This window comes from Acidobacterium sp. S8, assembly GCF_009765985.1.
In the GTDB taxonomy this organism is placed as follows: domain Bacteria; phylum Acidobacteriota; class Terriglobia; order Terriglobales; family Acidobacteriaceae; genus Alloacidobacterium.
The window spans coordinates 293,021-307,615 of sequence record NZ_LMUM01000028.1 but is presented as its reverse complement, the minus strand read 5'-3'; the positions used below and the strand labels follow the sequence as shown (position 1 = coordinate 307,615).

Annotated in this window: 9 protein-coding genes; 7 read left to right on the top strand and 2 right to left on the bottom strand. The window is 53.5% G+C overall.

Annotated elements, in window-relative coordinates; genetic code table 11:
• Positions 1-198: 198 nt before the first annotated feature.
• Positions 199-2,772, top strand: a complete 2,574-nt coding sequence (locus GSQ86_RS13130; RefSeq protein WP_158750390.1) for a PAS domain S-box protein — start codon at positions 199-201, stop codon at positions 2,770-2,772.
• Between the two features lie 32 nt (positions 2,773-2,804).
• On the opposite strand, the gene GSQ86_RS13125 is transcribed toward GSQ86_RS13130, so the two are convergent.
• Positions 2,805-3,443, bottom strand: a complete 639-nt coding sequence (locus GSQ86_RS13125) for a response regulator transcription factor (protein ID WP_158750389.1) — start codon at positions 3,441-3,443, stop codon at positions 2,805-2,807.
• A 379-nt stretch (positions 3,444-3,822) separates the two neighbouring features.
• Here GSQ86_RS13125 and GSQ86_RS13120 point away from each other — a divergent pair, with 379 nt between their 5' ends.
• The 6 genes from GSQ86_RS13120 to GSQ86_RS13095 all read left to right on the top strand — a co-directional run bounded on the left by GSQ86_RS13120 (position 3,823) and on the right by GSQ86_RS13095 (position 12,868).
• On the top strand, positions 3,823-4,236 hold the full coding sequence (locus GSQ86_RS13120; protein WP_158750388.1) for a response regulator transcription factor: 414 nt from the start codon (positions 3,823-3,825) through the stop codon (positions 4,234-4,236).
• A 287-nt stretch (positions 4,237-4,523) separates the two neighbouring features.
• Positions 4,524-6,173, top strand: a complete 1,650-nt coding sequence (gene aspD, locus GSQ86_RS13115) for an aspartate 4-decarboxylase (protein WP_158750387.1) — start codon at positions 4,524-4,526, stop codon at positions 6,171-6,173.
• A 108-nt stretch (positions 6,174-6,281) separates the two neighbouring features.
• Positions 6,282-8,003 (top strand): aspartate-alanine antiporter, encoded by a 1,722-nt coding sequence (gene aspT, locus GSQ86_RS13110; RefSeq protein WP_158750386.1) that lies wholly within the window; start codon positions 6,282-6,284, stop codon positions 8,001-8,003.
• An 87-nt stretch (positions 8,004-8,090) separates the two neighbouring features.
• Positions 8,091-9,584: a DcaP family trimeric outer membrane transporter gene (locus tag GSQ86_RS13105; protein WP_158750385.1), complete on the top strand. Its 1,494-nt coding sequence runs from the start codon at positions 8,091-8,093 to the stop codon at positions 9,582-9,584.
• 58 nt (positions 9,585-9,642) lie between these two features.
• Entirely contained in the window at positions 9,643-11,352 is a 1,710-nt protein-coding gene (locus tag GSQ86_RS13100) for an aspartate:alanine exchanger family transporter (RefSeq protein ID WP_158750384.1), read from the top strand.
• A 106-nt stretch (positions 11,353-11,458) separates the two neighbouring features.
• Positions 11,459-12,868 (top strand): glutamate decarboxylase, encoded by a 1,410-nt coding sequence (locus GSQ86_RS13095; RefSeq protein ID WP_158750383.1) that lies wholly within the window; start codon positions 11,459-11,461, stop codon positions 12,866-12,868.
• Positions 12,869-13,192: 324 nt separating this feature from the next.
• Here the strand turns inward: GSQ86_RS13095 and GSQ86_RS13090 are convergent, their stop codons facing one another.
• Complete coding sequence (locus GSQ86_RS13090) at positions 13,193-13,966, bottom strand: hypothetical protein (RefSeq protein ID WP_158750382.1); 774 nt, start codon at positions 13,964-13,966, stop codon at positions 13,193-13,195.
• Positions 13,967-14,595: the final 629 nt, after the last annotated feature.

Sequence of the window (14,595 nt, the reverse complement as noted above, 5' to 3'; positions counted from 1 at the left end):
AACATGTTGACACCAGTTACGCGTGGGTCGATGTCGGCAGTCAGTGGTTCTCATGGGAGTGGAATCGTCGCGAAGTGGATAGTTGCCCTGGCGCGGCTATTGTTCCTCATCCTCGTTTGCGTCTCGCCCTGCCTTGGATTGCAGGAGCACAAGACCAAGAATGTACTGATTCTTCATGATGGATGGCGGGACCTTGCCATGAACTCGCTTTCCGATCGAGAGCTAAGGCAAGTTCTAAGCTCTGATCAAGCTTTGGATATTCAATACTTCGAGGAATATACGGAAACCTATCGCCTAGGGACCCAGTATCCTGCCCTCGCCGATATTCTGCGCCAAAAGTACTCCACTCAACGAATTGATCTTATTGCGGCAGTGGGTCAAACTGCACTCCGATTCCTCTGCGCTTACAGCGACAAACTATGGCCGCAAATTCCGGTGGTCTTTTTTATGGTGGAATCGGATGAACTCCCGGAAACGTTGCCGCCGAACTCCACTGGAGTCACCGGCAGTCTTGATTTTTCAGGCACTTTAGCCCTCGCTTTGCGCCTACAACCTGACACTCGTCATGTTTTTTATGTGTCAGGTGTTTCCGTTGACGAAGGTATCAATCTCCGTTCTGCAAAACGTGCATTTCAGCCCTTCGCCAACAAGGTTGAGATTAGCTATCTCGTTGGCGATCCATTGCAGCGATTGCTTACCCGATTGAGACAGCTTCCGCCTCATAGCATTGTTATCTACACTCAGATTCTCCAGGATGCGAACGGGGACACTTACGTTCCAACGGAGGTTTGTCCGGCAATTAGCGCCGCCGCCAATGCGCCAGTCTACGGAGTTCTGGAGACACAGACAGGTCTCGGAATTGTCGGCGGCAGTATTATGGCGATGAAGCAAAATGCCCGAGAGGGGGCGGAGCGGAGTCTGCGGATTCTGAAAGGGAAATCGGTTCAAAGCCTGCCTGTGAAACACTTCACGCCTAGCCATATCATTATGGATTGGAGGCAGATGCAGCGTTGGCAGCTGGCTGAAACAAGATTGCCTTCAGGCAGTGTTGTTTTGTTCCGTGAGATATCGTTCTGGGAGCGATACAGCGCGCCCATCATAGGCACAATTATTTTCGTCCTCGCGCAATCTGCTCTGATTGTGTGGCTCCTTCTGGAGAGGAAGCGGCGGAAACAAGCGCGATCCTCTCTGGCGAGGCTGTATAGCTTGGAACTCGTTGCTTCGGAGCTCGCAACAAAATTGTCGGACTGTCCAGCCGACCGGGTAGAGGCTGAGATAGAAAGCGGTCTATCGGGAATTCTGGCCGCGGAAAGGATCGACAGAGTTTCGTGGTTTGTGATTCCGGAGGCTAATTTGCCAGTAACCCAAATCTACTCCGTTTCTCGTACAGGCATTCCAGAAGAACCATGCTTTTTCTCGCGCGCGGAACTGCCCTGGTGTACAGCGCGCTTATTGAGTGGAGAAGTCGTGACAGCGACCGGCATAGAAAATCTCCCGGCAGAAGCCAGCTGTGACCAGCACTATTTCACGGAACGTTGGGTGCGCTCAGTTGCTCTCATACCTTCGACTTCGATCACCTCAGGCAAAGGAGTGCTCGCTCTGATTTGCTTTGTGGTTGAACGGGAATGGCCCGCTTCACTGATAAGTCGACTTGGTGTGTTGGGGAATATTGTAGGCAGTGCGTTGAGCCGCAAATGTGCGCAAGAGCAGCAGCGCGAGAGTGAGCAGAGGTTTCGCCACCTGTTCGAGCAATCGTCAATTGGAATCGCATTGGAGGACACCGAGGGCCGTCTCTTGTACACAAATCCCGCTTTGTCTTCCATGCTCGGGTATACGGACGAAGAGATGCGAGGCTTGAATTACGCGCAACTGACCGGGTCTGACGAGGAGGAGGACAGGATACTGTTTGAAGAGCTGTTAGTGGGTTGCCGGGAAAGTTATCAGATCGAGAGACTCCATATGCGGAAGGACGGTACCCGAATCTGGGGACGTCTGAATGTTTCAATGCTGAAGAGTGCTGGGCAGCCCACCCCGCTCGTGATTGCCATGGTGGATGATATGACTGCCCGTAAAGAGTCTGAGCGCGAACTGGAGCAGGCGCATCACGAGCTACACAACCTCACCGGAAGACTCATCCAGGCTCAGGAGCAGGAGAGGCAGCGGATTGCGCGCGAGCTGCATGACGATGTCGGGCAGCGTTTGGCAGCTCTGCTGGTGGAGATGAACATACTAAATCACTGTTTACCGGCGGAATTAACAGCTGAGCATGCAGCAGTATCTGACATTCTCCGCGAAGCGGATGAACTGGCAACTGACGTTCACGATATGTCCCATCGGCTACATTCTTCTACTCTGCGACATCTCGGTCTCAAATCTGCGTTGAGGGAGTTGTGCACTCATTATTCGACACACTCCCAACTGCACGTGGAACTCGCCGCTGGCGAGGTGTCCGCGGCGCTGCCCGAGGAATTTACCCTCTGCTTCTATCGAATTGCTCAGGAAGCCTTGAACAATGCTGTCAAGCATAGCGGCTCGAATCGAGCCACCGTCCGCCTGTTAAATCCCGATGGGGTCATCCGAGTGGAGATCAGAGATTTTGGTGTGGGATTCGATTCTACGGCGCCGAGAACGGGCTTAGGACTGGCAAGTATGCGAGAGCGGCTGCAAATGATAGGAGGACGGCTTGAGGTGAATGCAGCATTGGGTGGTGGAGTTGAAATTATCGCCGAGGCGGAAGTGCACCAGGCAAGCCTTATGGCAAAAGCGCGCTAGGCAATACTATCGGGGTCTTTGTCGGCTACAACTCAAGGTTCGATCAAAACTTTCTGGTCGATCGCAAATCTCACAAGCCCCGCACTTGTGTGGATGCCGAAGTTTTCCATAATTCGATACTTGTGAAAAGCTGCCGTCCGTGGCGCAATGTGGAGGATCGTTCCAATTTCCTTTATAGTGTGCCCTTCGGCCACCAGCTGTAGTACCTCGCGCTGACGTGACGTCAAGGTCCTTACGTGGTCCGGACGAGGATTGCGGACAAACTCCTCCGCCAGACCCTGCGCCATTTTCGGTGTCACGTAAGGCTTGCCCCTTAAGACGTCCCGAATCGCAATTACCAACTCGGGTCCCGCCGATTTCTTGAGTAGATATCCGGAGGCCCACTGCGCAAGTGCGTGCGCCGCGAGTTCAGAATTTTCGCTCATGGTGAGGACAATCAGCTTGATCAGGGGCATGGCCTTCTTGAGCTGCTGCCCCGCATCCATACCATTCAGCGACGGCATGCTGAGGTCGATCACCACCACGTCAGGTTTCAATTTTGGTGCTATGAGTAAAAGCTCGCGTCCATCAGAGACGGTGCCGACAATTTCAAATTCGGGTTCCAAGAGCTTCCCGAGTGCCGCAACAATGAGACTGTGGTCGTCTGCCAGTAGGACTTTCGGTTTCTGCATGGCCGACCTCCTGCATGAAGAGCTGCTGGCCCGACACTGCCACACCGGTGATATCAACCATGCAAGCACAGAGTTTCCATCTCAACTACTGTCAAGAAATACAGGTATTGGCATCCATCATGAAGTCGGAGTGCAGCATCTGGACTAAGCGATTACATCTACGAATCGTCAAAAACGCCATGAACGGTCTTGTAAATCTGCGTTGGCCTGCGAAAGACAATACGCTCAGATGTGAGAGATACCAGAGCTTTCTTCCCGTAAGAATTGACAGATCATAACCATACAGATTGGGATCTGTTGTTATCGCCAGTAGCAGGCTCGTCCGAGATCTGTTGAAATTTAATAGCTCAACATAAATTGAAAGCGATTTCTGACGCCTATGGACAAGATAGACCAACGTCCAACAGTTTTACTGGCTGACGATAATCAGCGGATCTTGGATATTGTTTCCAGACTGATCAGTTCGCGGTTCAGGGTGGTCGCAGCTGTTAAAGACGGGCAGACTGCAGTGGAAGCCGCCAGCGATCTGATGCCCGATCTCGCCGTACTGGACATTACTATGCCGGGAATCGACGGTTTTCAGGCTGCGCGGAGTATTAAGCGAGTGAGTTGTAAAACCAGAATTCTTTTTCTCACAGCGCATGAAAGCGATGAGTATGTCTCAGCGGCGTTCGAATCTCATGCCCAAGGCTGTATCTTCAAAACCAGAATCTACTCGGACTTGATAGCAGCGATAGAACAGGCTCTAGCCGGCCAGGTCTTTATTTCTTCCAGTCACGTAAGAAAAACCTGAGTGTTCTCACTTTCGCACAACTCCTGAAAATACCGGTACATAGATTCCGTTCAGCGGGGCACGTTCGGATGATCTTCCTAATTGAGAGGCGCGAAAGTTCTTAGCGGCGGGTCGCAACAGGGCTGTGGATGGCGGTCTGTTGAACCTCGTACCTGTACAAGTTGCCAAGGGACGAGAGAAGTACCTGTCAAAAGATGCAGTTGTTTATCTGTTGCGCTTATACCACTCTAAACAAGTTTCACCATCTGTTGAGCCTCCTATGAAAGTTGTGGGAAGGAGCGAAATTTATGTCTGCCAGCGGCAATATCCGTCGACTTTCTGTCACTCTCGAGCAGGAGAAGGAATTCGAAAAGCTCAGCCCTTTCGAATTGAAAGATAAGGTAATTCAGGTGGCTGGTGACACCGCCCAGCATAGCGCGAGATCGATGCTGAATGCAGGGCGTGGTAATCCTAACTGGATCGCCACAACGCCGCGCGATGCCTTCTTCACTCTTGGCCAATTCGCCATAGAAGAAGCAAAAAGAGCGTGGGACCTGCCCGATCTTGGTGGCATGCCACAAAAGCCTGGCATCGCGGGCCGTCTGGCAGACTTCGCAAAGCGACATGACAAGGCCCTGGGTGTCGGGCTGCTCACTTCCGCTGTCAAGTATGGCGCCAGCGAACTGGGCTTCGATCCAGATGCATTCGTGCACGAGTTGGTTGACGGAATCATTGGCGACCAATATCCAACGCCGGACCGGATGCTGGTGCATGCCGAACGGGTGGTACACGAATACTTAGTCAAGGAGATGTGCGCGGGGAAACCGCCAGCCGGCAAGTATGACATCTTCGCGGTGGAAGGCGGAACCGCCGCCATGTGCTACATCTTTGATTCCCTGATGGTGAATCATCTCCTGCATCGCGGTGACAGGGTTGCCCTGGCCCTGCCGATGTTTACTCCTTACATCGAGATCGCTCACTTGGATCGCTTCCATTTCGACGTCGTCGAAGTCAACGCGAACGAGGTTACGCAGGAGGGCCGCCATACTTGGCAGTACCCCGACGAAGAAATTGACAAACTGACTGACCCTTCCATCAAAGCCCTGTTCTTTGTGAACCCCAGCAATCCTCCTTCGGTGGCCATGCGCGCCGAATCGATGAGTCGGCTCTCGACACTAATTCAGACGAAGCGCCAAGATTTGATGATCGTTACGGATGATGTGTACGGGACTTTCGTACCCGGATTCCGCTCGCTCATGGCGAATGTGCCTCACAACACGATCGGTGTTTATTCCTACTCGAAATACTTCGGATGCACCGGATGGCGGCTCGGAGTCATTGCTATCCATCAGGACAATGTCTTCGACAAGATGATAGCCAACCTGTCCGCTGCGCAGCGCGACGAGCTCAATACTCGCTACAGTCCACTCACTCTGGAACCCGAGAAGATCAAGTTCATTGACCGCATGGTGGCGGATAGCCGGTGCGTGGCGCTAAACCACACGGCGGGGCTCTCGCTTCCCCAACAGGTTCAAATGACTCTATTTTCACTTTTCGCGTTGCTTGACAAGGAAGACCGGTACAAGAAGTTGACACAGCAGATCGTCCATCGACGGAGACAGGCGCTGTGGGATGGCATGGGACTTGAAATGCCGAAGGATCCGAATCACTCGGAATACTACACCACGCTCGATCTTATGGTGTGGGCCGAAAAAATGCACGGTCCGGAGTTCATGGAATTCCTTCGGAAGAATTATCACCCCTTCGATGTACTCTTCGCACTCGCAGAGAGGTATTCGACGGTTTTGATGAATGGCAGCGGTTTCGCGGGGCCAGAGTGGTCGGTACGCGTGTCTTTGGCAAACTTGCCTGATGATGCGTACCCGGAAATCGGGAAGCAGCTTGCGGCCGTAGTTCAGGCAGCTGTCGATGCATGGAAAGCGCAAGAGACATCATGACAACGGTCAGCTGCGCCTTAACGTTTGGAACAGTATCGAATGCGGCGCCAGAAGTAATTGGTTCTTCCGCTCCTTGGGGCCAGTGAGAGAAAGTCTCGGAGAAAAACTATGCAATGGCTAGTGGGCAATCTGCGTGACCATCCTGAAATTGCTTTATTCCTAGTCCTCGCGGTTGGCGCTTGGGTCGGTTCGTGGAAGTTCAAAGGCTTCAGCCTCGGCGTTGTGACCAGCACGCTCCTGGCTGGCGTTCTGGTCGGTCAACTGAACATTGTGATGTCGTCGAATGTGAAGTCGGTGTTCTTCCTTATGTTCCTGTTCGCGGTGGGCTATGGCGTAGGACCGCAGTTCTTCCGCGGCTTGCGAAGCGGCGGCCTGCAACAAGTGATCTTTGCGGTCATCGTGTGCGTGGCATGCCTGCTCTCCACGTTTGTAGTTGCTAAGCTTCTCCACTACGATGTCGGCCTCGCAGCAGGTTTACTGTCAGGTGCTTGTACGATTTCCGCCGTGCTGGGCGTGGCGACAGACAGCATCAACCAACTTGCCATTTCACCTGAACAAAAGAAAGCGCTCATCGACGTCATGCCAGTGGCGTATGCGGTTACCTACATCTTCGGTACAGCCGGGTCCGCATGGTTCCTGGCTACGTTGGGGCCGAAGATCCTTCGTGTCGATTTGCCCAAAGCTGCTAAGGAACTGGAAGCCGAGATGGGCGCAGGAGAAATGGAGCCGGGCGTAATTTCTGCCTACCAAGGTGTTGTGGCTCGGGCGTACCAGGTTACCAATCCGAAGCTCATAGGAAGAACGGTCTCCGACATCGAAGCAACTGCCGCACAGTACCGTGCGACAACCACACCCGCAGAATCACCCAGCCGCGTATTCATTGAGCAGATTCGCCAGGGTGGAATAATCTCTCCTGCTGAAACGGACACAGTAGTGCAAGAAGGAGCTGTCATTGCAGTTGTGGGCCATCGGGAGGCGGTGCTGCTGCATGATCACCAGGTCGGTCCGGAGGTGAACGACCGGGAACTTCTCGACTTTCCGGGCGAGAGGTTGGATGTGGTTCTCACGAATAAGGAGCTGGGGGGGAAGACGTTGCGGCAGATCATGGAGTCTCCACTAGGCCAGAAAGGGAGGGGCGTGTTTTTGCGCAAGCTCATGCGTGGTGGAATCGAGATGCCGTATGGTCCTAACACAGAACTAGATCGAGGCGATGTCTTGACGCTTGTGGGGGCCAAGCGGGAAGTAGAAACCGCGGCGAAGGTCATTGGCTACGCTGATCGGGCTACCGAGAACACCGACATGGTCTTTCTGGGTATCGGCATCGTAGTGGGCGCACTTGTCGGTGCTATCACGATTCACGTTGGTGGGGTTCCACTTAGCCTAAGCACCAGTGGCGGCGCGTTGATCGCGGGGCTGGTGTGCGGATGGCTGCGCAGCGTAAATCGCACCTTTGGTCGGATTCCCGGTCCAGCTCTATGGGTCTTTAACAACGTTGGCTTGAATACATTCATCGCTGTTGTTGGCCTCACGTCTGGACCAGGCTTCGTGAGGGGGCTGCAGCAGAATGGGTTGAGCTTGTTCTTCGCGGGCGTGGTGGTAACCACGCTGCCATTCATCATCGGCCTGCTGGTCGGCAAGTACATTTTTAAAATGAATGCGGCACTTCTCCTTGGCGCTTGTGCCGGAGCTCGCACAACGACGGCTGCACTTGGAGCAATTCAGGAAGCCGCGGAAAGCAAGACGCCGGCGCTCGGTTACACGGTGACTTACGCGGTAGGAAACACGTTGCTGATCATCTGGGGCGTCGTCATCGTTCTGATGATGAAGTGATGTCACTAACGGCAGGCTGCAGCTCTGGACAGCCACTTCTAGTGCCGGTCCAGTTTTACGGCCAGATGTGGTGAGGAGTGATTAGTCATGGATCCGATTAAGCTCGTCAGGTCTTTCGGTCTCTTGGTCTTGCTCGCCTCGGCTTTCGGTCACGCTCAGACCTCAGCTAACGGAACACAAGTGGAAGAGTTGCGGAAGCAACTCAATGAATTGCGGAAGCAGATGAGCGTCATTGAATCGAAACTTGACGCAATGGAGACCTCATCAGCGAACGCTCCGGCGACTCCACCCCCAGCCACGCCGGCGGCGACTGTACCGCCTGAGGAAAGCACGGTTCAAACTGTACAGGCAATGCCTACGGGGCCAGTCTCCGGCCAAATCGGAGAGCAGACACGCGACTACCGCACATTTTCAGAAGATCCCCTCGCAGCTGCGCGCCTGAACAACATACCTGTTGATCCGAAATATCACGGATTTTTCTTTTTGCCTGGGACGCGCACGATGATGAAGATCGGTGGTTACGCCAAGAGCGATTTCATTTACGATCTTAAACCTGCGGGAAATACCGACGAGTTCATTCCGGCGACGATTCCCATACCCGCTCCGGCCGGCGTGAATAATGCGACCATCTCGATTCGTCCAACACGTTTGACGCTCGACTTTGTAATCCCGGCCTCAAAGTTTGGCGATGTGCGCTTCTATTTCGAGGGAGATCTTTTCGGAACGAATGCGACAACGCCGCGACTGCGTCACGCCTATGGGCAGGCCAACAACTTCCTACTCGGCCAGACTTTTACAAATTTCATGGATCCAGATGCCTTTCCTGACACTCTCGACTTCGAGGGTCCCAACTCGATGGTCAACATCCGCAATCCGCAGTTCCGATATGGATTCGGCCTGGGCAAGGACGGGAGCTTCTATGTTTCGGTGGAGAAGCCCAGCTCTGATGTGTCCTTTACGACACCCAATTTCTCATCCGAGCCCAGTGCGCCCAGCCCGGATGGCGCCCTTCGCTTCCGGCAGGAGTTCCCGGCTGGCCATTTCCAGGTGTCATCGATTTTCCGTTCAGTCGGAGCGGCGGTGGGAACGGGGACAAATACTAAAACGGATTTCGTCTTTGCCTGGGGCATCAACGCTGCAGGAGCTGTCAAGACCTTTGGCAAGGACAACCTGATCGCTGAAGGAACCTATGGACACGGGATCGCCCGGTATCTTCAGGACACCTCAGGACTGGGCATTGATGCCGCTGTAATTTCAGTAGACGACCCTCATTTACGAGCAACGCCGGAAGTTGGCGTCTTTGGAGCCTATCAACACTACTGGACGAAGTCAGTCCGTTCGAGCGTAGTTTACGGATTTGCTCAAGTAGAGAACACGGACTTCCAACCCGGCTCAACCTACCATAAAAGCGACTACTCGGCTGCCAACCTGATTTGGAATCCGATCGGATCTTTTAATGTAGGCGCAGAGTTTCTATATGGCTGGCAAGTGTTAAAGGACGGGCAGTCGGGTAATGCGCCTCGCATTCAGTTCAGCGCGAAGTACAACTTTGTAAATTTAGGCCCGAGCCCTAAAAAGTAATATAGGAAGGTCCACTGCGGAACTCTGGGAGATCATCCGCCGAGCAGAGGAGAAACGCATGCAGGAAATCACGGCCTCGCTCCATCGATTTCCAGAACTTTCTCTTTTCGTCACCATCTTTTTCGGCACGTTGATCGGTCGCGTCCGCATAAAGGGTTTTAGCCTTGGCTCGGTTGTCGGCTCCCTTATTGCCGGCATCGTGATTGGCATCTTTGCCAAGCCTGAGTTCCCGCAACTACTACGCTGGATATTTTTCTATCTTTTCTTGTTTTCCGTCGGCTACTCGGTCGGCCCGCGATTCTTCGGGAGCCTGCGCAAGGAAGCGATTCCGCAGATTATCCTGGCAATCACGATGGCCATCACTGGGCTGGCGACAGCGGTTACGGTGGCGTCCGTTCTTAAGTTTGATGAAGGCATCTCCGTGGGTTTGCTGTCCGGCAGCCTGACACAATCGGCAGCGTTGGGAACCGGGCTGAACGCTATTGCCGCGCTACCGGTTTCCGACGAAATCAAGGCACAGCTTTCTGGAAATGCTCCTCTAGCTGACGCCATTTGCTATGGTTTCGGGGATCTGGGACTGATTCTTTTTATCAGCGTCTTCGGTCCGATGATGATGCGAGCGAATCTGAGGGATGACGCGAAAATATTGGAGGCTCAGCTATCAGGCGGTGGAGCGGCGGCCAGTCCCCTTCTCGTAGGCAGTCGCTTCGCCTTTCGTGGCTACCGTGTCGAAAACTCTTCCATAGCAGGTATCACCATCGACGAACTCGAAGAACGATACGCGGTCGGTCGTTTATCTGTTCAACGCTTAAAACGTGGGGATGAATTGATCTCGCCCATGCCTCAAACTCGCATACAGATTGGCGACCTGCTCGTCATTGCTGGTCTGCGCGCGATGCTTGCCAATGCGGATCGAGAGATTGGACCAGAGTCCGATGATCTCGAAGCACTAGCGGCCCCCTTGAAATCTGTAACCGTTGTAGTGACAAAAGGATCCGCAGTGGGAAAGACACTTCGTGAGATGGCCGCCGATCGGCAAGCCGCACGCGGAGTGTATCTGGCATCTCTCAATCGAGGTGAAGAGGAGATGCCGCGCGACATGGGCATTAAGGTGGAACGGGGTGATGTCATGCGGCTTGTTGGCTCACCCCAGGATGTAGAGCGTGCCGGGAAGTGGCTCGGCTACATCGAGGCTGACCTGACAAAGACCGACCTCACTTTTGTTGCAGCAGGAATCGCGTGCGGAGTTCTTTTGGGGTTGCTTACATTCAATGTTAATGGAGTTCCCCTGGGATTAGGCACTGCGGGTTCGATACTTGTGGTTGGGCTTTTCGCGGGCTGGGCTAGGAGTCACTATCCCGTATTCGGTTCGATCCCAGAGGCGGCACAGCGCGTTCTCGCGGACGTCGGCCTGATCGTTTTCATTGCGATCGTGGGCTTGGGAGCCGGGCCCCACGCGGTCCAGGCATATATGGAACGTGGCGGCGGCTTCTTCGCCAGCATCTTTTTCGGGGGCATGGTCGTAACAACAATTCCCCCGCTGGTCGGCATGATCATGGGCCGATGGATTTTCAAGATGAACCCGTTGATGGTCCTTGCAGGCGTAACCGGTGCGCAGACCTGCACGCCTGCGCTGAATGCGCTGCGAGAAGCCAGCGGAAGCAATATCGGTGCACTCGGCTACACCGTTCCGTACGCAATCGGGAATATCCTGCTCACGATTTGGGGTCCTGTCATGGTGGCCATCATGCATTCTCTGCGCAAGTGAGAGAGCGGCAGCAGTTGGTGTTCACGGAAATCGATGTATGAAGTGTGATGTATCAACAACAATTCCTTATTCAGGATTGTCGCAAAAACACAAAGGAGACTAAGAAATGGCAACCTCAGTCAAGCCGCACTCGGAAGCCGCGCACCTCCCTCATAGTCCTGAGAAAGAGACGCCCTTTGATCAATTCAACTATCCGATCCCAAAAGAGTTTCCTTCTGAGGGCATGTCAGCTAGGGCTGCCCACGCAATCGTGCAGAGTGAGTGCTGGACCGACGCGAACCCGATGCTCAACCTTTCCTCTTTCGTAACAACATTCACAGAGCCCGAAGCTCGCGAAATCTTTGCTTCTGGGTCGTTTCGGAACTTCGCCGATCCAGACATGTACCCGCACACCAAGGACACCGAATTCGTCTGCGTTCGTTGGCTCCACAGCTTGTGGAACGGACCTAAGGATGCCGAGCCCTATGGCGCCGCCACGATCGGATCCTCTGAAGCCTGCATGCTGGGCGGCTTGGCGCACAAGTGGAACTGGCGCGAGGCACGGCAGAAGGCCGGAAAGGACGCCAGCCGACCGAACATGGTGACCGGTGGCAATGTACAGATTGTCTGGAAGAAATTTCTGCGCTACTTCGATGTCGAACCTCGAATCGTTCCCTTAAAGCCTGGCAACTATCGCCTCACAGCTGAATATCTCGACAAGTACGTTGACGAAAATACGATCTGCGTCGTGGCTATAGCCGGACAAACCTTCACGGGTGAGGATGATGACATTCAAGAAATTCATGACTGGCTCGATGCGTATGAGAAGAAAACTGGCGTCTCCATCCCGATGCATATCGACGGTGCCTCTGGTGGCTTCGTAAACCCATTCCTCGATCCGGACTACAAGTGGGACTTCCGGTTACCGCGAGTCCAATCAATCAATGCTTCAGGACACAAATATGGACTGGTACCGCCTGGCCTTGGGTGGATCATCTTCAGAGACCGCAAAGTCTTCAATGAAAACCTCGTCTTCTACGTGAACTATCTCGGTGGGGAAGCTCCGACTGCCACCCTGAATTTCAGCAAAAGTTCGGCTACGATTCTTGTGCAGTACTACGCTTTCCTGCGCCTTGGACGCGAAGGCTACACTCGAATCATGAGACACGCCCTCGAGCACGCTCAGTATCTGCGCGATCGTCTGACTAAGAACGGAAAGTTCCAGATCATGAACAAGACGCAGCGCATACCGGTGGTTGCGCTAACGCTCGATAAGTCTGTGACACGTTACAACGAGTTCGATATTTCGAATAAGGTGCGAGAACGTGGCTGGATTCTGGCCGCCTATTCGATGCCTCCCGATGCCCAGGAGATCAACAGTCTGCGAATTGTTGTTCGTCCACATCTGAACCGTACCGTAGTCGAGATTCTGGCAGACGACATCGAACGAGCTTGCGAATTTCTCGAGATGCACGGGGGTAACGCCACGCCTCCGAAGCTGCACGATTCGCATAAGACATCTGTAGCCAAGTGTTAGTGGTATCAAGGCATAAAGCACACCCCAGATGAGGCTCGCTTATCGATTTGGGGGGTGCAACCCAAGTCGCAGGGATTGATTACCGAGGAGAGCAAAAGCTCCGCTGCCTTCAGCACACGACAGAAAAGAAAGACTGCAGCGGACTTTTGATCTTCCTTATGAGTCTTGATCTTATTTGTGATGAGTGAGTTTGAGATTGCGCACTCATTGAGTTTCCGAAGTTTGCATTCGATTGATTGTCGCGAATCCAAGCCGCTACACCGTTACGGTGGTATCTCGTTCAGGACTTAGATTTACAGCACCCTTGAGAACGGCGAAGTGTCGTCAGGGATTGTTCCCGGCTGCCCCACTGGTCGGCGAAGACTCCGGCACAAGTCGCAGCCTTCTGTTAATACTCGGCCAGTATTGACGTAGCAGATTCCCGCCGAATTTCCATCCCAGGTCGGAAGCATAGCGTGTGAAGGTGCTGCCGACAGTACGGTTTTCGTCGGGGTAGTAGGCATTGGCGAGTCCTTCGCCCATCAGAGGGCCTATCAGACCCGAATAATTGACTTCCCTCTCTCCGGAGTCACTACGCGTGATGAACAGCCTGACGGCTGCATATTCCAAAGATTGCTTAAACGACAGATTCTTTTTTACATAAAATCGCGGGTCCTGATGCAAAGCAGACGCCAATAGAAAGGTTCCGAACATGTTATCCGATGTGGCACGAGCCATGTCTGCCCCGAAGCGCTTCCCGTACCCCTCCGCGCCCTGGTGATACCCCGAGGGGCTATTGATCGCCTGTCCGTACGCTGCTCCGATCGCGGCTGCTCCAATCGTCGACAGTGCGATGCTGTTGTTTGCTGCCAACTCGAACTTTTGCCGACTACTCAACTGTCCTCCGTTGGTGGCGAGGTCAGGAAACACCAGAGATTTCTGCTGCAGTAGTTTAAAGATCTCTACGCCGCCTTGTATTGGATTCGCCGTCTGTGGTGTTGTCGTCGGTGCTTGGGTTTGAGATGGCGCATCCGGCAAAGAATCAAATCGCGATTGTTGCGCCTGACCGCCATTGCATACCAGGAGGCATGCGATGGCCGCGAGTATCAGACGAAGCACGCCGCGTCTCTGCTTAACCATCACGACCGAATATACCGAGGTTGACAAGCCATGGCAAAGAGAAACGGGACGGCGATATCAATTCGAGTTGCTGTCGTCATGACACTATCTTAACGGTATTTACATTGGGCCGTTCCGACACGATCTAACACGTTAGCGTTGTCCAAGTTCAGGAAAGGTGTGGATGTGAATACCCCGGCTGCACGATTTCGTGATTAGCTGCAAATGTTGCGCAGAGAACATCGCCGCACCATATCAAACAATGCCAAACACTTGGATCGTTGTGTCCACTTTGCCATGAAAGCGCCGATACCTGCCAGCCGATATATTTAGAGACAAGCTGTCCTTCGATTTCCAGCAGTGGGCGCAGAGGTCTGGTCGTGTTTGACCCTTAGCGCAACATGCCGCGAATCAACCGAGGAATGGTTTATCTTGGCGCTTGCATGATAGCTGGCATTCGGCTAGCGAGAGAACAGCAAGTGAACGTCAGGGTAATTCCATTTCATGATGCTGTCTCGGAGTCCGTGGAATTGGCAGAGGATATCTATATCCGCGTGTTTGCCAGACCTGCAAAGAAGATGGCAGAAAGGGTGAGTAGCATGGATCAAATGAACATTGGTGTTAGGTCG